The organism is Buttiauxella cochleicola (genome assembly GCF_021282435.1).
In the GTDB taxonomy this organism is placed as follows: domain Bacteria; phylum Pseudomonadota; class Gammaproteobacteria; order Enterobacterales; family Enterobacteriaceae; genus Buttiauxella; species Buttiauxella massiliensis.
On sequence record NZ_JAJSOT010000001.1, the window covers coordinates 1,207,781 to 1,227,603 of the forward strand.

At 48.2% G+C, this 19,823-nt stretch carries 16 protein-coding genes and 2 tRNA genes; 4 read left to right on the forward strand and 14 right to left on the reverse strand.

The features are described from left to right. The first annotated feature begins 41 nt into the window (after positions 1-41). A complete protein-coding gene (csgG, locus tag LVQ77_RS05580; RefSeq protein WP_154149421.1) occupies positions 42-875 on the forward strand; it encodes a curli production assembly/transport protein CsgG in 834 nt (277 codons plus the stop codon). Between the two features lie 44 nt (positions 876-919). Here csgG and LVQ77_RS05585 read toward each other — a convergent pair whose 3' ends face one another. The 4 genes from LVQ77_RS05585 to ghrA all read right to left on the reverse strand — a co-directional run bounded on the left by LVQ77_RS05585 (position 920) and on the right by ghrA (position 3,855). Further along, complete coding sequence (locus LVQ77_RS05585; RefSeq protein ID WP_232865576.1) at positions 920-1,399, reverse strand: DUF1097 domain-containing protein; 480 nt, start codon at positions 1,397-1,399, stop codon at positions 920-922. Between the two features lie 102 nt (positions 1,400-1,501). Then, the gene (locus LVQ77_RS05590; RefSeq protein WP_232903892.1) at positions 1,502-2,056 is read right to left on the reverse strand and encodes a TorD/DmsD family molecular chaperone; all 555 of its coding nucleotides are present in this window, start codon (positions 2,054-2,056) and stop codon (positions 1,502-1,504) included. A gap of 38 nt (positions 2,057-2,094) precedes the next feature. Next, on the reverse strand, positions 2,095-2,832 hold the full coding sequence (locus LVQ77_RS05595) for a phosphatase (RefSeq protein WP_232865577.1): 738 nt from the start codon (positions 2,830-2,832) through the stop codon (positions 2,095-2,097). Between the two features lie 81 nt (positions 2,833-2,913). Next, entirely contained in the window at positions 2,914-3,855 is a 942-nt protein-coding gene (ghrA, locus tag LVQ77_RS05600; protein ID WP_232865578.1) for a glyoxylate/hydroxypyruvate reductase GhrA, read from the reverse strand. Positions 3,856-4,061: 206 nt separating this feature from the next. Here ghrA and LVQ77_RS05605 point away from each other — a divergent pair. Next, a tRNA-Ser gene (locus tag LVQ77_RS05605) sits at positions 4,062-4,149 on the forward strand. Positions 4,150-4,501: 352 nt separating this feature from the next. After that, positions 4,502-4,589, forward strand: a tRNA-Ser gene (locus tag LVQ77_RS05610). Positions 4,590-4,760: 171 nt separating this feature from the next. On the opposite strand, the gene LVQ77_RS05615 is transcribed toward LVQ77_RS05610, so the two are convergent. The 3 genes from LVQ77_RS05615 to LVQ77_RS05625 form a co-directional block, all read right to left on the reverse strand. Further along, positions 4,761-7,871 (reverse strand): efflux RND transporter permease subunit, encoded by a 3,111-nt coding sequence (locus LVQ77_RS05615; protein ID WP_232903893.1) that lies wholly within the window; start codon positions 7,869-7,871, stop codon positions 4,761-4,763. Between the two features lie 10 nt (positions 7,872-7,881). Next, a complete protein-coding gene (locus LVQ77_RS05620) occupies positions 7,882-9,036 on the reverse strand; it encodes an efflux RND transporter periplasmic adaptor subunit (RefSeq protein WP_232903894.1) in 1,155 nt (384 codons plus the stop codon). A gap of 80 nt (positions 9,037-9,116) precedes the next feature. After that, the gene (locus tag LVQ77_RS05625) at positions 9,117-12,227 is read right to left on the reverse strand and encodes an efflux RND transporter permease subunit (RefSeq protein WP_232903895.1); all 3,111 of its coding nucleotides are present in this window, start codon (positions 12,225-12,227) and stop codon (positions 9,117-9,119) included. A 250-nt stretch (positions 12,228-12,477) separates the two neighbouring features. Here LVQ77_RS05625 and LVQ77_RS05630 point away from each other — a divergent pair, with 250 nt between their 5' ends. Further along, positions 12,478-13,095, forward strand: a complete 618-nt coding sequence (locus LVQ77_RS05630; protein ID WP_232866511.1) for a TetR family transcriptional regulator — start codon at positions 12,478-12,480, stop codon at positions 13,093-13,095. 37 nt (positions 13,096-13,132) lie between these two features. On the opposite strand, the gene chbG is transcribed toward LVQ77_RS05630, so the two are convergent. The 7 genes from chbG to phoH all read right to left on the reverse strand — a co-directional run bounded on the left by chbG (position 13,133) and on the right by phoH (position 19,475). Beyond that, a complete protein-coding gene (chbG, locus tag LVQ77_RS05635; RefSeq protein WP_232866514.1) occupies positions 13,133-13,894 on the reverse strand; it encodes a chitin disaccharide deacetylase in 762 nt (253 codons plus the stop codon). Positions 13,895-13,939: 45 nt separating this feature from the next. Then, a complete protein-coding gene (locus LVQ77_RS05640) occupies positions 13,940-15,283 on the reverse strand; it encodes a 6-phospho-beta-glucosidase (RefSeq protein ID WP_154149441.1) in 1,344 nt (447 codons plus the stop codon). A 121-nt stretch (positions 15,284-15,404) separates the two neighbouring features. Beyond that, positions 15,405-16,241 carry a transcriptional regulator ChbR gene (gene chbR / locus LVQ77_RS05645; RefSeq protein WP_232903896.1) on the reverse strand — a complete coding sequence of 279 codons (837 nt, stop codon included), beginning with the start codon at positions 16,239-16,241 and terminating at the stop codon, positions 15,405-15,407. Positions 16,242-16,253: 12 nt separating this feature from the next. Further along, positions 16,254-16,601 (reverse strand): PTS N,N'-diacetylchitobiose transporter subunit IIA, encoded by a 348-nt coding sequence (chbA, locus tag LVQ77_RS05650; RefSeq protein WP_232866517.1) that lies wholly within the window; start codon positions 16,599-16,601, stop codon positions 16,254-16,256. Between the two features lie 57 nt (positions 16,602-16,658). Continuing rightward, positions 16,659-18,017 (reverse strand): PTS N,N'-diacetylchitobiose transporter subunit IIC, encoded by a 1,359-nt coding sequence (gene chbC, locus LVQ77_RS05655; RefSeq protein WP_034456264.1) that lies wholly within the window; start codon positions 18,015-18,017, stop codon positions 16,659-16,661. Positions 18,018-18,103: 86 nt separating this feature from the next. Further along, positions 18,104-18,424: a PTS sugar transporter subunit IIB gene (locus tag LVQ77_RS05660; RefSeq protein WP_034456265.1), complete on the reverse strand. Its 321-nt coding sequence runs from the start codon at positions 18,422-18,424 to the stop codon at positions 18,104-18,106. Positions 18,425-18,686: 262 nt separating this feature from the next. Beyond that, the gene (gene phoH / locus LVQ77_RS05665) at positions 18,687-19,475 is read right to left on the reverse strand and encodes a phosphate starvation-inducible protein PhoH (protein WP_208326128.1); all 789 of its coding nucleotides are present in this window, start codon (positions 19,473-19,475) and stop codon (positions 18,687-18,689) included. Between the last annotated feature and the right edge of the window lie 348 nt (positions 19,476-19,823).

Genomic DNA, 19,823 nt, shown 5'->3' on the forward strand with positions numbered 1-19,823 from the left:
TGGGCATTAAACGACAAAAAAAGTATTTAAGGATAAACATTATGCAGCGCTTACTTCTCATCGTAGCAGTGTGTTTATTAAGTGGTTGTTTAACCGCACCACCTAAAGAAGCTGCGAAACCTACACTTTTGCCTCGGGCACAAAGTTACCGTGACTTAACCCACTTACCACCGACAAAAGGTAAGCTGTTTGTCTCAGTTTATAATATTCAGGATGAAACAGGGCAATTTAAACCCTATCCTGCAAGTAACTTTTCAACCGCGGTACCACAGAGCGCAACCTCTATGTTGGTTACTGCTTTAAAAGATTCACGCTGGTTTGTTCCATTGGAACGTCAGGGCCTGCAAAACCTGTTAAACGAACGTAAGATCATTCGTGCAGCTCAGGAAAATGGCACCGTTGCAGAGAACAACCGTAGACCACTAGATTCTCTAATAGCGGCAAACGTGATGGTTGAAGGTTCAATTATCGGTTATGAAAGCAACGTGAAATCGGGCGGTGTTGGCGCACGCTACTTTGGTATCGGTGGCGAGACACAATATCAGCTTGATCAAATAGCAGTGAATTTACGAGTAGTAAATGTTAGTACCGGTGAAGTATTGTCATCGGTCAATACCAGCAAAACAATTTTGTCTTATGAAGTGCAGGCCGGGGTATTCCGTTTCGTTGATTATCAACGCTTACTGGAAGGTGAAATCGGCTACACCACCAATGAACCTGTAATGATGTGTCTGATGTCAGCAATAGAAACAGGGGTTATTTATCTGGTTAATGATGGTATTAATCGCGGCTTGTGGGATCTACAAAATCCGAAAGATATTAACAATCCGATACTGGCTAAATACAGAGAGATGTCCGTACCTCCTGAATCTTGATAATCAACAGATAGTAAAAAACCAGCCTCGGCTGGTTTTTTTATTTATTCGGCTATCACTTGAGATTCAGACTTCGTTTTCCGTGCTGCAAGCCACAGTCCGCTATTTTTCATCGCAAAACCAAACACCAGACCAAGTAATAAAGAAGGCACGACAATCCGCCATTCACCCTGGTTTGCAAAGGTCGCGCAAGCACCAATAAATGTACCCGGTACAAACGAGAGCAACATATGCTTAGCCTGGATACACATCAGAAATGCCACAACGCCCGTAACCATGTAGCCCAAAATCTCCAGGTGAGGCGCTATCGCACTACCGTGAATGATGACCTGAGCCCATAATACGCCGCTACATAATGTGCATGCAGAAATGAAAAGACCTTTGATACCGCCTTGCGGACACGCAAAATATGCGGTGCAACCAAGGAAGCCTGCCCAACTGATTAAACCAAGACTCACCGCAACCCAACCCCAGAGGCCAGAGAGAATACCGGTGGTCAATGCAAGAGAGATAAGTATGTTCATAGCGGCACATCATAGCAGAGCCTTATCGTTCGACTACGATCTGCCGCACATTTTTTGTAAACCAAAAATCCAAGTTGCACTTTATATGTGATTTAAATCACATTACTCATCGTCAGATTCTTCAAGTTCATCGCGCATTGCCTGAATGGCTTCACGGCTAATTAACGCCAGTGTGCGGTAAAACGGCGTTGTAGAATGCGCTTCGACTTTGCCAAGGAAAGTGCCAGCCCACGGCATCAGATAGTCGTCAAACAAGCGAACTTGCGCTTCAAACTCATCTTCCTGTGACTGATCTTCAAGCCAGGAGGCTGCCAGCAACAAAGTACCAAAATGATCGGCAGGTGTTTCGGCAAGCGGCATGCCGCGCTGTTTTAGAAACTCGCGCACATCGCCCTCATTACTACCAGCTTCCCATACTGAGCGATAAGGCGGCACGCTACACTCTTCACCAATAAACAGCGCATTGTAATCAGCAGCCAGTTGTTGAGGATCGCAGCTCTGTTGCAGACGAGTCAGTAACTCATCTTGTTCCAGCGGCCAGTGCTCTGCCAGTTTGCCTTCGCGGATCATCGTCAACAATGGAACCAAAAGCGGATCCTGAGGCTGGCGATAATAAAGTGATCCTAAAATGCGGCAAATAATTGAAAACTCATTCATGCTAACGATCCATTTAGTAGAGATTTAACAAATAGAAATTAAAGTGTGGCGAACTCTTCGATTGGCGCCATACCGCGAGCTTCAAGGAAGCCAAGCATACGGGCGACTGAAACATTCAGAATACGATCTTCCGGGAACTCAACTTCGTCGAGAATTTTGCGGCACTCATCAAAATCCCCGAGAGTAAAGGCGGTGTGGGAATCTGAACCCAACGATAACCAGCCACCGGCATCACGCACTGCGGCAGCAATCGCACGGCAGTTCGGGCCGCTACCCTTACGTGAATGAGTAAATGAGGAGTTATTGAGCTCCAGCGCGACATTATATTTTGCTGCCGCCTGCGCTATAGCAGGAATATCGACCGGGAATTTCGGGTTGCCTGGATGGCTGATAATGTGGACATTGCCACTCGCCATTGCAGCAATCATCGCTTCGGTGTGAGTAGCACTATCCTGAGGCGGGAAAACAGGCTCATGGAAACCAGCGATAATCAGATCCAGTGAGTCCAACATCGGCCCGGTGCAGTCAATTTCACCAGCGGTATTTTTTATATTAGATTCGATACCACGCAAAATACCGACACCATCAACCAATCTCGGCCAGATGCGCATATTCACAAAGTGCCAGTAATGAGGCGCGTCAGCCATGTCCGGGCCGTGATCGGTGATAGCAAACAACTTGATGCCTTTGCTTTTAGCAATCGCAATGTAGTCATGAAGGGTGCTATAGGCGTGGGTGCTGGCGACGGTGTGCATATGCAGGTCAACGGGATACATGGCTCTCTCCTTATATGTCTTTCTCGCAAGGATAGCAGTTATCACCGTGGTTTTTTAGCCCGGCGCAAGCCGGGCTGTGCATTAATAACCGTGATGCAAAGAAACCTGGCCACTCGGCGACTCACCGTTTTCAATCTGGCGAATCGTTTTGGCAATATATTCCATTGCTTCCTGAGGACGAGTGACGGCTGCCAGATGCGGGGTTATGGCAATACGCGGGTGTTTCCACAGTGGGCTTTCCACTGGAAGCGGCTCCTTGGCGAAGACATCGAGCATCGCCCCTTTCACTTTTCCACTCTCAAGAGCGGCGAGCAAATCACTTTCAACCAGATGCACCCCACGCGCCAGGTTCATAACGTAAGCCTCATCCGCTAGTTGATTGAGCAACTGGCTGTTAATAATACCCACAGTTTGTGGAGTATTCGGCAGCAGGTTAATCAACACACGAGTGCCTTTAAGGAAGTCACCCAGTTGTTCAGTACCCGCAAAGCTGGTTACGCCCGGATACTCTTTTTTGCTGCGGCTCCAGCAACGCACCGGGAACCCCCAGGCCGCCAGGCTTTCTGCAACTTTCCCGCCCAGTACACCCGCGCCAAGCAGCCCGATAGTGAAGTCTTCACGGCGATAATCATCCAGCGGCTGCCATTTTGCCTGCTGCTTTAATGCCTGATAATCATCGAACCTACGGAACCAGTGCAATACCTGACTCACCGCGTATTCCTGCATCTGCAGCGCCATACCGGTATCTTCCAGGCGAAATAGTGGAACACCTGCTGGCAGCATATCCGGATGAGCCTGAAGCTTACTCAGAATAGAGTCCACACCCGCTCCCAATGCAAATACCCCCTTCAGCGTCTCGCGCCCACTGAGCATCTCCACCGGGGGATGCCACACCAGGGCGTAATCCGCAGGCTGGTTATCACCAGGATGCCATTGGCGAACCGTGACACCAGGAAGTTGCTGCTGCATACCTTCCAGCCACAGTTGCGTATTAAATGTTGGGTGATGAAAAATAATGTCCATGCTTTCTCCATTTATTCTTAGGCTTACGCGCAGCCCTAAACAATACATGAGATGAATGTAATAAAAAATCAGCGTGTAATGCTGTTTTAAGAAGCAAGTTGCTTGAAGTTTGGCTGAACGCACCAGATTTACTCAAAAGTGAATTGACGCAGGCCGTTCTTTTCCCTACATTAGCGCCCGTTCCAGATGTCAGGGAACAACAAAACGGTGAGGTGTCCGAGTGGCTGAAGGAGCACGCCTGGAAAGTGTGTATACGGCAACGTATCGAGGGTTCGAACCCCTCTCTCACCGCCATATTTAAAGAAGAGCTCGCATGTAAATGCGGGCTTTTTTTTCGCCCGAAACCCGTGGAGAGATGGGTGAGAACCCTCGACCCGAGGTTCGACAAATGCTTTAGCATTTGGACGTCAGGGACGCTTGCGGCCATGACGCCCGTAGGGCAAGCGCAGCGCAGTCAGCCCCTCTCTCACCGCCATATTCCAGGAGAAAGTCTGAATTCGCGTTCAGACTTTTTTTTGCCTAAAATCCGGCATCGTTCATGCCTTGACCAAACGGTATAGAAACAGAAGATTAAACTTGACCGAATGCGGTCTACTCCCTATAGTAGCGCCCCGTTGCCCCATGATATTGGCAACAGATTCAAAACGGTGAGGTGTCCGAGTGGCTGAAGGAGCACGCCTGGAAAGTGTGTATACGGCAACGTATCGAGGGTTCGAACCCCTCTCTCACCGCCATCTTCTAAGAAGAGCCCGCATGAAAATGCGGGCTTTTTTTCGTCTGGATTTTGTGTTCTGCCTGTCGGATGACGCTGCGCTTATCCGGCCTACCCGGTTTCAAATGGTTTTGTAGGGGTGCACGATTTACCATAAAAAAGCCCGAACCTTAGTTCGGGCTTGTCAGTGCTGTTATACCTTACCTTTGCTAAACCGTTTTCGTATCACCACAAAGAACACCGGCACAAAGAAGATGGCGAGCAAGGTTGCCGAGAGCATTCCGCCCATTACCCCTGTGCCCACTGCATTCTGCGCCCCGCTGCCAGCACCGCTGCTTAATACCAGTGGCATCACCCCCAGAATAAATGCCAGTGATGTCATCAGGATAGGTCGCAGACGCATACGCACTGCCTCAAGCGTGGCCTCTATTATCTCTTTGCCTTCCTTTTCCATCAGGTCCTTAGCAAATTCGACGATTAGAATTGCATTCTTCGCCGACAGACCAATAGTGGTCAACAATCCGACCTGGAAATAAACGTCGTTATTCATTCCCCGCATTACCGCCGCCAGAAGTGCGCCAACCACGCCTAATGGCACAACCAGCATGACCGAGAATGGTATCGACCAGCTTTCATAGAGTGCAGCCAGACAAAGGAACACGACCACTAACGAGATGGCATAGAGTGCAGGAGCCTGGTTTCCAGAAAGCCTTTCCTGATATGACATTCCCGTCCAGTCATAGCCTATTCCAGCGGGTAATTTTGAAGCCAATTGCTCCATTAACACCATGGCCTCTCCGGTACTTTTTCCCGGTGCTGCCTCGCCCAATAGTTCCATCGATGGCAAACCGTTATATCGCTCCAGACGCGGCGAACCATACATCCAGTGCGATGACGAAAATGCCGAAAGTGGAGCCATTTGCCCAGAGCTACCACGGACATAGAGATTATTAATATCCTGCGGCAACATGCGGAAGCGGGCATCAGCTTGCACATAAACCTTCTTCACGCGGCCGTGATCGATAAAATCGTTCACGTAAGTACCACCCAGAGCACTGGCTATGGTTTGATTAATATCCGCAAGGCTAATGCCAAGGGCTTGCGCCTTTTCCTGGTCAATTTCCAGCTTGTACTGTGGGGTGTCTTCAAGCCCATTAGGGCGAACACGCGTCAATATCTCAGGATGTTTGGCGATCATCGCCAATAATTGATTACGGGACTGCGTTAATTGCTGATGGCCAAGGTTTGCCTGGTCAATCAGTTCAAAGTCAAAACCCGTCGCCGTACCTAATTCGATAATCGCCGGTAAGTTAAACGGGAACACCAGTCCATCATGAATCCGACCAAATGCTTTGGTCGCGCGTTCAACAATCGCACCGACCGCATTCTCTTTTCCAGACCGTTCCTCCCAGGGTTTCAGGCTAATAAAGGCAATCCCGGAGTTTTGCCCCTGCCCGCTGTAGCTAAAACCATTCACCGTAAACACGGATTCGACGTTGGCTTTTTCGGTATTCAGGTAGTAATCGGTGATTTGATCGAGCACTTTTTGTGTTCTTTCCTGCGTCGCACCAGCGGGCAGCTGCACCATCGTCATAAACACACCCTGATCTTCTTCGGGCAGGAATGCGGTAGGTAAACGCAGGAATAGCACCGCCATTCCTGCAACAATAATCACATACACCAGTAAATAACGCCCGGTGCTGCGTAAAATGTTACTGACACTATCTGTGTAGTGATGAGCACTTTGGTTGAATTTCTTGTTAAACCAGCCAAAGAAGCCCGTTTTTTCATGCACCTGCGGGTCAACTGGTTTTAGCAAAGTCGCGCAGAGTGCTGGTGTCAGGATCAAAGCAACCAACACCGAAAGCGCCATTGCCGAAACGATAGTAATCGAGAACTGGCGATAAATTGCCCCGGTCGAGCCACCGAAAAAGGCCATCGGAATAAACACCGCCGACAGCACCATAGCGATACCGACTAACGCCCCCTGGATCTGGCTCATCGATTTCCTGGTGGCTTCTTTCGGTGAGAGATGCTCTTCGACCATCACGCGCTCAACGTTTTCCACCACCACGATCGCATCATCCACCAGCAGGCCTATCGCTAACACCATGCCAAACATCGTCAGGATGTTTATCGAGTAGCCAAAGGCAGATAGGACGGCAAATGTCCCCAGTAATACGACCGGCACCGCGATAGTCGGAATCAGCGTGGCGCGCAGATTTTGCAAGAAGAGATACATTACCAGGAACACCAGGATGATCGCTTCGAACAGTGTTTTCACCACCTCGTGAATGGATATTTTCACAAACGGCGTGGTGTCATAGGGATAAACAACCGTCATCCCTTGGGGGAAGTAAGGTTGTAGTGAGGCCAGCTTTGACTTGATAGCGGCAGCGGTATCCAGGGCATTTGCACCCGTCGCAAGCTTAATTCCCAGGCCTGCCGCCGCCTGGCCATTAATTTTCGCAACCGTATTGTAGTTTTCACCACCCAGCTCAATGCGCGCCACGTCGCTTAAATGAACAACTGAACCATCCGGGTTCACTTTCATGGTTACTTTGCCGAACTCAACCGGATCACGTAAGCGTGTCTGCGCAATAATCGATGCGTTAAGCTGCTGATTTTTAACCGCAGGCGTGCCACCGAGTTGCCCGGCAGCCACCTGGTCATTCTGCAATTTGAGCTGATTGACTACATCGCCCGGATTAAGCTGGTATTTGTTCAGCGCATTCGCATTAAGCCAAATACGCATCGCGTACTGGGCGCCAAATAGCTGCACATCCCCCACCCCGTTGGTTCGGCTGATTGCATCTTTAATATTCGATGCCACATAGTCGGAAATATCATCCTGTGTCAGGCTTGGGTTATTAGAGATAAAACCCGCTACCAGCAAGAAACTGCTCGAGGATTTTTCGACACTAATCCCCTGCTGCTGCACTTCTTGTGGCAGTAATGGCATCGCCAGTTGCAGCTTGTTCTGCACCTGGACTTGCGCAATATCCGGGCTGGTGCCTGATTTGAAGGTCATGGTAATAGTCACGCCACCCGCAGAATCACTGGTGGAGGACATATACATCAGGTTATCGATACCGTTCATATTTTGTTCGATAACCTGCGTCACGGTATCCTGCACCGTCTGGGCATCAGCACCAGGATAGGTTGCCGTCACCGCAACAGCCGGTGGCGCAATCGTTGGATACTGTGCGACCGGAAGCTGTAAAATTGCCAAGCCACCAGCAATCATCAAAATGATCGCCAGCACCCAGGCAAAAATTGGTCGTTCGATAAAAAACTTAGCCATTGTGCAAACCTTAGCGTGTTTGAGTGTCAGCGCTATCTGGCACTATCTGGACAGCGACCCCAGGACGCACGCGCTGAAGCCCGCTGACGATGATTTTATCGCCAGGCTTCACACCCTTGGTTACCAGCCATTTATCACCAATCGCCTGAGGGGCCACCACTTCGCGGACGACCGCTTTATTATTCTCGTCGACCACCATCACGGTGGCGTCACCACGCGGATTGCGCGTGACCCCCTGTTGCGGCACTAAAATCGCTTCGGGCTGAATGCCTTCATCGATTTTTGCCCGCACATACATACCTGGCAGTAATTGATGCTGCGGATTGGGGAATACGGCTCGCAAGGTAATGGAGCCAGTCGTTTGATCAACAGTGACATCGGAGAACTCCAGATCGCCATTTAGCGGATAAGGTTGACCATCCTCCATAAGCAATTGCACCGTAGTTTTACCGTTCGCTTTTTGCAAACTGCCCTTTTCCACAGCCTGTTTCAGTTGCATAAAGTCAGTGCTGGATTGCGTGACATCAACGTAGATTGGGTCAAGCTGCTGAACAGTAGCCAGCGACGAGGCCTGCCCGTTTGTCACTAATGCCCCTTCGGTGACATTCGATTTTCCAATACGCCCATCGATTGGCGAGGTGACTTTGGTATAAGCGAGGTTAATGCGCGCATTTTCCACTTCAGCCTGCGCAGCTTTCACTTCTGCATCAGCCTGTTGTGCGTTCGCGACGGCCTGATCGTATTCCTGCTTGCTGATGTAACTGGTACCGAGCAATGGCACATAACGTTTCACTGTTAAATGTGCAATGTTTGCAGCAGCTTTAGCCTTTGCGAGTGAGCCTTGTGCGCTATTCCAGGCGGCCTGATACGTGGCCGAGTCAATCTGATAGAGGGAATTTCCAGCAACGATATCGCTGCCTTCAACAAAGTTACGTTTCAGGATAATGCCGCTCACCTGCGGGCGAACTTCCGCCACACGAAAAGCATCGGTACGCCCTGGAAGTTCAGTCGTCACAGCCAGTGGCGCCGCTTTAACGGTAAACACATTGACCTGCGGCGTGGGCATTGCTGCCTTCTCGTCGCCTTTATCATTACAACCCGTTAAGGCACCCGTTGCTAACAACAGCATGGATGACAGGATGATGAACTCGCCATATTTCTTCATTACGATTCCTTAAAGCATGACTCTTAAAGTAAAAACCGAACGTCGATGGGGAAATGAAACCCACCGGCAACGTATTCCTGTTATTTCGCCTTACCAAAGCGGCGGCTAATCACGACAAAAAATACCGGGACAAAAAAGACCGCCAGCAGCGTTGCGGAAACCATCCCGCCCATAACGCCTGTACCGACGGCATTCTGCGCACCACTCCCCGCTCCGCGGCTAATCACCAGAGGCATAACACCGAGAATAAATGCCAACGAAGTCATGAGAATTGGGCGCAGGCGCATACGCACCGCGTCGAGCGTGGCTTCAATTAATCCTTTACCTTCTTTATCAATAAGATCTTTGGCGAACTCGACTATCAGAATGGCGTTTTTGGCCGACAGGCCAATGGTGGTCAACAACCCAACCTGGAAATAAACGTCGTTATTTAATCCACGCAGCGTGGCCGCAAGCAGTGCGCCGATGACGCCAAGTGGTACCACCAACATGACTGAGAACGGAATTGACCAACTTTCATAGAGTGCCGCCAGGCATAAGAAGACAACCAGCAACGAGATGGCGTACAGAGCCGGGGCCTGATTACCGGATAAACGTTCCTGGTAAGACATGCCGGTCCAGTCAAAACCAATACCCGCGGGTAATTTCTCGGCCAGACTTTCCATCAGTAACATAGCTTCACCGGTACTTTTACCCGGAGTCGCTTCACCAAGGATCTCCATAGAAGGCAGACCGTTGTAGCGTTCAAGTCGTGGTGAACCATAGATCCAGTGTGAACTGGCAAAAGCGGAAAACGGCACCATTTGCCCACTGCTTCCGCGCACATACCAGGTATTGATATCGCTCGGCAGCATACGGTTCGATGCCCGCCCCTGAAGGTAAACTTTTTTCACACGTCCGTGGTCGATGAAGTCATTGACGTAAGTGCTGCCCAACCCAGTGGCAATAGTCTGGTTAATATCGGAAATGCTAACGCCCAGCGACTGCGCCTTTTCCTGATCAACTACCAACTTAAATTGCGGTGTATCTTCCAGCCCATTAGGGCGCACGCGCACCAGCAAATCCGGGCGTTTGGAAATCATGCCTAAAAGTTGGTTTCGCGCTTGCGTCAACGCCTTATGGCCCTGACTTGCCTGATCGATTAATTCAAAGTCAAAACCTGTGGCAGTGCCCAGCTCCGTAATTGCGGGCAGATTAAAAGCAAATACCATTCCCTCGTGAATTCGGCTAAAAGCGCGGGTTGCGCGACCCACGATAGCGGTCACTTCATTCTCTTTGCCAGGGCGTTTACTCCAGTCTTTCAAACGCACAAAAGCCAGGCCGTTGTTCTGGCCTTTGCCGCTAAAACTAAAGCCATTAACGGTGAAGACTGAATCAACATTGGCGGATTCATGAGTCAGGTAGTAATCGGTTATCTGATCCATGATTTTCTCAGTTCTGGCCTGCGTCGCTCCTGCGGGCAAAGTCACCATAGTGAGGAAAACGCCCTGGTCTTCTTCGGGCAAAAATGAGGTAGGTAAATGAAGGAAGAGTGCTGCCATGCCCGCAACAATCAAGACATAAACCACCATATAGCGCCCGGTAGAACGTAAAATCAGCCTTATGCTATTGGTGTAATGGTGGGTACTTTGCTCAAAACGAGCATTAAACCAGCCAAATAGGCCACGGGGTTTACCATGGCTACCTTTGACGACCGGTTTGAGCAAAGTGGCACAAAGCGCAGGGGTGAGGATCAACGCAACCAACACCGACAGTGCCATTGCCGAAACAATTGTTATCGAGAACTGGCGATAAATAACCCCGGTCGAACCACCGAAAAACGCCATCGGAATAAACACCGCCGAGAGCACCATCGCGATCCCTATCAGCGCCCCTTGTATCTGCGACATTGATTTTTGGGTTGCTTCTTTAGGGGACAGTCCCTCTTCAGCCATCACGCGTTCAACGTTTTCCACCACCACAATGGCATCGTCCACCAGCAAGCCTATCGCCAGCACCATGCCAAACATCGTTAATGTATTAATGGAGTAACCGAACGCAGCGAGCACAGCAAAAGTGCCGAGCAACACAACCGGCACGGCAATGGTAGGAATCAGCGTTGCGCGGAAGTTCTGTAAAAATAGGTACATCACCAGGAAGACCAGAATGATGGCTTCAACCAGGGTTTTAAATACTTCGCGAATGGAGATTTTGATAAATGGCGTGGTGTCGTAGGTGTACACCACTTTCAAGGAGTGCGGGAAAAAGGGTTGCAGGCGGGCCATTTGTGTCTGGACGGCTTTGGCGGTATCCAGCGCGTTAGCACCCGTCGCCAATTTTATCCCAATACCCGCAGCCGGTTTTCCGTTGTAGCGGGCGATAACGTTATAATTTTCACCACCCAGTTCAATGCGGGCGACATCGTGTAATTGAACTTTGGAACCGTCTGCCTTCACCTTGAGCAAAAGGTGCCCGAACTGTTCGGGGTCGCGCAAACGAGTCTGCGCAATAATAGAAGCATTCAACCGCTGGCCCGGAATGGCTGGAGTGCCACCCAGTTGCCCCGCGGCTACCTGCGCATTCTGGGTTTTTATCTGGTTAATCACATCAAGAGTGGTGAGTTGGTATCTATTTAGCTCGTTAGGATCAAGCCAGATACGCATTGCATATTGCGCCCCGAAAAGTTGCACATCTCCCACCCCCGCCGTACGGCTAATCGGGTCTTTAATATTCGAGGAAATATAGTCAGCGATGTCGTCCTGACTCATGCTGCCATCTTCCGAGATAAAACCGGCAACCATCAGGAAACTGCTGGAGGACTTCTTCACACTGATTCCTTGCTGCTGCACTTCTTGCGGCAACAAAGGCATGGCGAGCTGAAGTTTATTCTGCACCTGAACCTGCGCGATATCTGGATCGGTGCCTGACTTGAAGGTAAGCGTCACCGTCACACTACCTGAGGCATCGCTGGTAGAAGACATGTACATCAGGTTATCCAGACCATTCATGTTCTGCTCGATAACCTGGGTCACGGTATCCTGAACAGTACTGGCGTCTGCTCCTGGGTAGGTTGCGTTAATGGCAACCGCAGGTGGAGCGATTGTCGGGTACTGCGCCACTGGCAAATTAATGATCGACAGGACACCCGCCAGCATCAAAATGATCGCCAGCACCCAGGCAAATATGGGGCGCTCGATAAAAAACTTCGCCATGTGAAAAGTTCTCTGTTTAAAGTCTAATTTTGTAATGGATATAGAGGGAATTAGCTTAACAGAGGCTTTATCGATTAATGATTCATGCTTGTATGTATAATCTTCCATATCGCTACTGGACATCGAAAAATTTAAAGCCCACAATAATTCTTTATTTAATTAGAAACCGTTTTTAAATAACACCTAAAAGAAAAATAATATTTAACCCTGTTAATTCTTGTAACTAACATCCAGAAAGAGTTAATTAACTATGGCCAGAAAAACTAAAGCTGAGGCATTAAAAACGCGTCAGCACCTGATCGATGTCGCAATCACACTTTTTGCTAAAAATGGCGTATCTACTACCACACTTGCTGACATTGCCGATGCAGCGGGCATGACTCGTGGTGCGATTTACTGGCATTTCGATAGTAAGGTCTCGTTATTTAATGAAATCTGGAACACTCAACCTTATATCGGTGAAGAGATAAGAAAGAAACTTAAAGCGAAATATCACGATAACGATTTAATACTGCTTCGTGAAATGATTATTGAGGCCTTAAGATTCATTGCTACCGATCGTTGCCAGCACGAATTACTACAAATTCTTTATCATACGTGTGAATTTACTGGGGAAATGTATTCGGAGAGGGAAATAAGAGAGCGTTTTTGGTTTAACCGGGAAAGAATGAGGAAGATATTACGCAATTGTATTTCGAAAGGTCAAATTCCTGTTAATACTAATATCGATCTCACCATAACGCTTATTCATGGCTATCTGAGCGGGATCATCAAAAACTGGCTAATGCAGCCGGAGAATCTTAATCTTTATGAGCAAGCACCTGATGTGGTCGACAGCCTTTTCATCATGCTGACAAAATCAGTGTGACAAAAAGGGCAATGGTTTGAACCATTGCCCCTGGAGACTACAAATCTTTAAACGAACCCAACCGATAGCCACGTTCCGCAATCGCATATTTTAACGACGCAGAAGTCAGTACATCCAGTTCAGCAAGACGTGGATAGCAATACTTGCTGTTAAGAATGGTGTTATCAATAAAGGAAGGGTGAGTCATTATTTCTAACGATTGCTCACCACGCGCCATGGAACGGTCAAGTGTATCGAGGAATAACGTTTCCGATATCGCCTCACCATAAAAACCACTGTCAAAACCTTGCGCCGTTTTTACGCCCTGGCACTCAAGCCCGCCAGGTATGGCAGCATCGTAATCAAAACGGATTGCCACGCCCTGCTCTTTCGCAAAGGCTTCGACGATCGGATAGATCTGCGGGATCATATGCACATGGTGATGGCTGTCGAGATGCGTAGGTTTGCGGCCAAATAATTCGACGAATCTCGCGAACTGGCACGCCAACTCTTGCTCGATTTCGGCAAGTGGCAGAGTGTCATCTTCCGCTCGCTGCCAAATCCATTTACCCAACTCGCCCTTTTCATCAACCAGGCCTGGCATTGCAGATAATGGTCGACCCAGCGTCAGTACAAAATGCATCCCAATAGCCAGACCTGGATGTTTTGCACTGAGTGCAACAGCATGTTCAATACCTGCGGCGTTAACCATCGCGGTGGTAGACGTCACTACACCGTTGGTGAATGCGTCGATAATTCCGTAATTTTGCGCCTTACACAGCCCAAAATCGTCCGCGTTAACAATTAATAACTTATCCATTGTCGCCTCGGTAAGCTGCCTTCCCTTTGCAGGGAAGGCCTCCAGTTATTTAAGTGCAGCGATTGCTTTTGCAAAGTTTGGCAGATTAGCTTCGTGAGCTAACAGCATATCGCGGGCAATTTTCTCGGCATCTTTATCAGAATGAATCAGCGGGCTTAGATTCAACGCCAGCAGAACATCATTAAAGTTTCCGCTAAGCGCCGCTTCACTGGCCGCCACTTCGAACCCTTTGATGGTGTAAATCAGGCCCAGCACTTTTTCATCAAAATGAGTGATGCGCGAGCTTGGGGTGGCGCCATCACGGCCGATGGTACAGGTCATTTCAACCGCCCAGTCAGCAGGAATATTATCAACATGCCCATGGTGTGGTACGTTAACGTAATGCTCGCTTTGCTTGTCGTTATAGATATCGCTGATAACTTCACAAGCCGCATCAGAATAGTAAGCCCCGCCACGCAGTTCCAACTCTTTTGGTTTCACATTCAACGCAGGGTCTTTGTAGAGTTCGAACAGTTGCTTCTCAACTTTCTGCACAACGGTTGCGCGCGCGCCGCCTTTGTAGAACTCGCCCATTTCGATAGCCAGCATCTCTTTTTGCTTGAAGTAGTAGAGCAAATAAGAGCACGGCAGCAGGCGCAGAGAACGAATCAGACCTTCACTGAATGGCAGATCAAAGATGTTTTTCACCGAACCTGCAGTCAGCGTACCGGACGCCACGCCATCAAGCAGTTCGTCAAAGCGAGAAGTGCCGTTAACGATGACATCTTTGATGAATACCATGTGGTTCAGGCCGAACAAATCGATATTCAACTCATCTGTTGGTGCGAGTTTCAATACATCCTTAATGAACATTTTCATGCCCACTGGAATGTTGCAAACACCGATGAATTTTTTGAAGTCAGTGTGGCGATATACCGCTTCGGTTACCATGCCGGCCGGGTTAGTGAAGTTGATAACCCATGCGTCTGGGCAGATCTCTTTCACATCATTAATGATGTCGAAAATCACCGGAATAGTACGCAGGCCTTTAAACAAACCACCCGCACCGTTAGTTTCCTGGCCCAAATAGCCATAGCTTAGTGGGATACGCTCATCAAGTTCACGGGCTTTAAGTTGCCCAACACGCAATTGCGTAGTAACAAAATCGGCATCAACCAAGGCTTCGCGGCGATCGAGGGTTTTATACAGTGCAATTGGCACTGCCGCGCGTTCAATCATACGCAAGCAGAGGTCGAAGATAATATCTTGTTTCTCTTTACCCGCCTCAACATCAACCAGCCATAATTCAGTAATCGGCAATTCTTCGTAACGTTTAATAAAACCTTCGAGTAATTCAGGGGTATAGCTGCTACCACCACCGATTGTGACGACTTTCAATTTTTTACTCATGAGGACTCCGCTAGAACTTTCGCTCGATATAAGTGAGATCTATAGATGTATTATTGAAGGTTATATCCAGTAATTAATTTTACTGGAGCCAAAGACCAACCATCATTAATACATTTACAAGTTATTTAATGCTGTATAACTGCTTCCGATAATGCTGCGGGGTAAAAGAAGTTAACTTCTTAAAGTTTTTAATAAACATACTGGCGCTGCTGTAACCGGACTCGAAAGCAATATCGGTGACAGAATAGTTCGTGATCTCCAGTTGTTTCTTGGCAAAATTAATTCTTATCTCATTGATAATTTGCATCGGTGTTTTGCCATAGTGGCGCTGTGTAGCACGGGTTAAGTACTCCTGTGACTTACCGGACAACTCCACCATATTCACTAATGCTTTATCACCAAACATCGACTTGCCATGCATCAACTCGATGGTGTTTTTTAACCAGCCAGGAATATCACCACCTGACTCAGATTCTTTATGATGACGCAGACGGTTCACAATATAAAACGTCACCATCTCAAGAAATTCACTAAACTCGCCCTGACGGAAGTTTAATGAAGCAGTCACAGATTCAATATAAGTCAAAAATTCATTCTTAATTTGATAAACCTGTGACGCAATAAAATACGCTGGGAATAACGGTAAATAATGCTGTTCAAAAAAGGCCTTACTAATACCAACATTCAAAATTCGGGTCGCACCAAAATCATAAAAACTTTGATGATAAGAACCGAGTGGAATGAAAACAAAACTCCCTCTTTCCAACAGCACACGTTTACCGTTGATTTCCTGGTAATAACGTCCCGTCAATACCACCGTGAATTCGTAATAATCATGCTGGTGCAGCCCGGAGACACTTTCGACTTTGTTGTGGATGAACATGTGGAAATGTTGACCATCAAAAAGCTGGCTCTCGCGTGCCGTATTGATTTCCATACTGATTACCGGTGGCTGCATAGGGACTCCAACTTATTTTATTTTTTCGTGAAGCTCAATAAGTTCTGTAACCAGCTCACGCGCCAGCATAGAAGTCATCAGGTGATCCTGTGCATGAACCAGCACCAGGCTCACTTTAGTTTTGCCTTCGCCCTGGTCACCTTCAATCAGTTTGGTCTGTACCAGGTGCGCCTGGTTCAGCGCTTCACGAGACTGCGCCATCAACTCCCATGCCTTTTCAAAATCACCGGTTTTAGCGATTTTGAGTGCGCCGTAAGCCAGGCTGCGGGCTTGTCCAGAGTTGATGATTAAACCCATTACCACTTCTTCAAGGTCGTTAGTATCTACTTCGTTTTCTACTGCATTTTCTAAATCAAACATCAAATTCTCTCCCGGTTTAAAACGGTTGGGGATAACCCTATCCCCAACCCAAGCTACTTAGAACTTCAGTGCGTTAGCAATATCTTCTTCGCTTTCTTCTTCTTCGATTACAGCCTGCGCTTTGTTAGACAGGATAACGAATGGGATGTAGACACATGTCGCGACACCCAAGTTAAACAGTGCGACTAACAATGCTGCGATACTACCGTTACTGTTGAAGAAGGCGCCCAGGCCTGTAGGCATCGTCCACGGTGCCAGGTTGGTAACCGGTGGAATAATTCCCAGAGAGTAAGCCGCAAGTGTGATAGCTGCCAGAATCGGCTGAACCAGCACAAACGGGATGAACATAACTGGGTTCATGATGATTGGCAGACCGAACAGGATAGGTTCGTTAATCTGGAAGATACCTGACGGCAGTGCCAGTTTCGCAACCTGACGGTGGTCGGCGCGACGTGAAACCATGAAGATTGCGATAATTAAGCCCAGTGTCGCCCCAGAACCACCCAACAGGATGTAGGAGTCGAGCATTGGTTTCGCCCAGAAGTGGAACTGTTTACCCGCGTCAAGTGCCGCTTGTACAGAGCCGTACTGGTTGTAGATTGCGATGTTTTCCAGCGCCCATGGGGTCATGATGCCGTTGTCCAGCGCAGTAAGCGCCAGCGAACCATGCACACCGAAGAACCACAGCAGGGAGTTGAAGATAACGTACGCCCAGCCCACTACCGCACCCATCGACGCCAGCGGCGTAGAGATAGAGTCCATAATGATCTGGTGGAAGTTGCTACCGTGATTTGCCAGCAGCCAGGAAATAATCCCGAAAATAGACAGGATAATAAAGCCTGGAATTAATGCAGAGAAAGAACGTGATACCGATGTCGGCACACTATCTGGCAAAGTAATTACCCAGTTTCGGCGGATAACGAAAGTAAATAGCTCCGCGACAACCAGACCAATAACAATACCGGAAATAATATTCTGACCACCTAACCAGTTAGCGCCAACAGCATAAGCTTCGCCTACGCTATATGGAGTAACAGTCATAAATGCCGCAACGGATAATAAACCGGCTGCAAGAGGGTCAACTTTACGTTCCTCAGCTAGCGCCATACCAATGAAAAAAGGAGCCATTAGCGACATAATACCTAACGTACCGTTATATACGTTGCCGCCAATGGCTTTTAACCCATTAAGGGTTTCAATGGTTGAGGGGTCTAAACGAATACCTAAAGAATAAAAAAATGAACCAGCGCCAAAACTCAGAAATACGTTATTGATTAATACAAACATGGCCCCGGCAAGGGTCAATGGCATTAATTTGATGAAACCATTTTTAATTGCGTTGACGTGCGGTTGCTTCCCAATTTTCACTGCGAAAGGAAGCAATATCTTTTCAAGTGAATCAATGACTTTACTCATTTGGAATTTCCTTTATTGCCGCAAGAGTCTTGCGGCCAGGTTGTGTAAGGTCGTTCTTTGACGGAAAAATAAAACAAAATATAAAATTAATTATTTGCTGCTTTCTTGATAGATGCGACTGCTGCTTTCAGCACGCCTAACCCATCAATTTTGCCGTACATTGCTGAATCAATAACTTCTACCGGTTTACCTGGTAATACTTTCTGAATTTCTGGCAGCATATAAGCGATCTGTGGTCCAAGTAATACCAGATCCGCATCCTTGCCTTTTTCAGCAGCCAGAGTTTCAGGCCAGGCTTCGATAATTACAGGCACTTCATACTTCTCTGCCTGCGCCTTCATTTTTGATACCAGCAATGAGGTGGACATCCCGGCAGAACAAAATAGGTAGATACGTCTTTTGGTCATAATAAATTCCTCACGTTGCAATAGCCTGCATGTCTGAAATCAGCACAACCCACGCCTGCAAAAGGGACTGATTGGAAAGTTCTGATTGTTTCTTGTTGAGAGAAGTATACGGCAACACGTCGGCGGGGAATAATATTATGGAGCCCAAAATTGTCTCTCCTTGACCATCCGTTTTGATACCCTTCACATTTTGGGTAAATAATTCGCGCAAAGAAAAAAGCCCAAACAGAGTTTGGGCTTTACAATTCTTTCACACCAGAAATCAGTCGTAGGCATTCAATGCGCGCTGGCAAAGGGCCGAGCGCACACAATCTTGTTTGCCAAAGCGAACTACACCTACCATTTCATCTTCTTCAAAACGTTCCAGAGCATCACTCAGGCCGGACTTAACACCCCGTGGCAAATCGCATTGCGTGATATCGCCATTGACGATGACCGTCACGTTTTCCCCAAGGCGCGTTAAGAACATTTTCATTTGCGCTGCGGTGACATTCTGCGCCTCATCAAGAATAACCACCGCATTTTCGAAGGTACGTCCGCGCATATAGGCGAACGGCGCAATCTCTACTTTGCCAATTTCGGGACGCAGACAGTACTGCATAAAAGACGACCCTAAACGTCGCACCAGGATGTCATACACCGGGCGGAAATAAGGAGCGAATTTTTCCGAAATATCCCCAGGTAAGAAGCCGAGATCTTCGTCAGCTTGCAGGACCGGGCGGGTGACAATTATCCTGTCGACATCCTTATGTATCAGGGCCTCAGCGGCTTTCGCCGCACTGATATACGTTTTGCCGCACCCGGCTTCACCGGTGGCGAATATCAGCTGCTTTTTCTCGATGGCGTTAAGATAGTGCTCCTGAGCCTCATTTCGCGCCGCTATCGGGGAGTTATCACGGCAATCTCTTGCCATACCGATAGATTCAACGCCGCTCATCTGCACAAGCGTTGTGACCGATTCCTCTTCGCGTTGTTTGTGGCTACGCGAATCCCGTCTCAGCACACGTTTTGCTTCACGACGAGCTTTGATCACTGCTTTCTGTCTTCCCATGGATGGCACCTTACAGTTGGTTTCATTTCCCGCGCCACAACACAGTGCGCGATTATGTTCACTAACGGATGAGGTTTGGCTTCCTTTTAAGCCATGAACTGCCGGTTGAGAGGATGCACCAGTTAGACGAATTACGCCGCTTAGCGCATCGTTAATACATTGAGTTGTAAAAGGATCAGGTTTTTTAGCGGTGAAGATAGCGAAGCCGGAGGAGACACCTCCGCGCTGGGTAGTGCGGGTAAGAAGTTTGCTCAATCGTCCAGTACAGGACCCTACCATTCGCGATCTCCATTGTGATTAAGATTCACAGCCGGGAACTACCGCTCGTGCTTTAATTACATCAAAAAT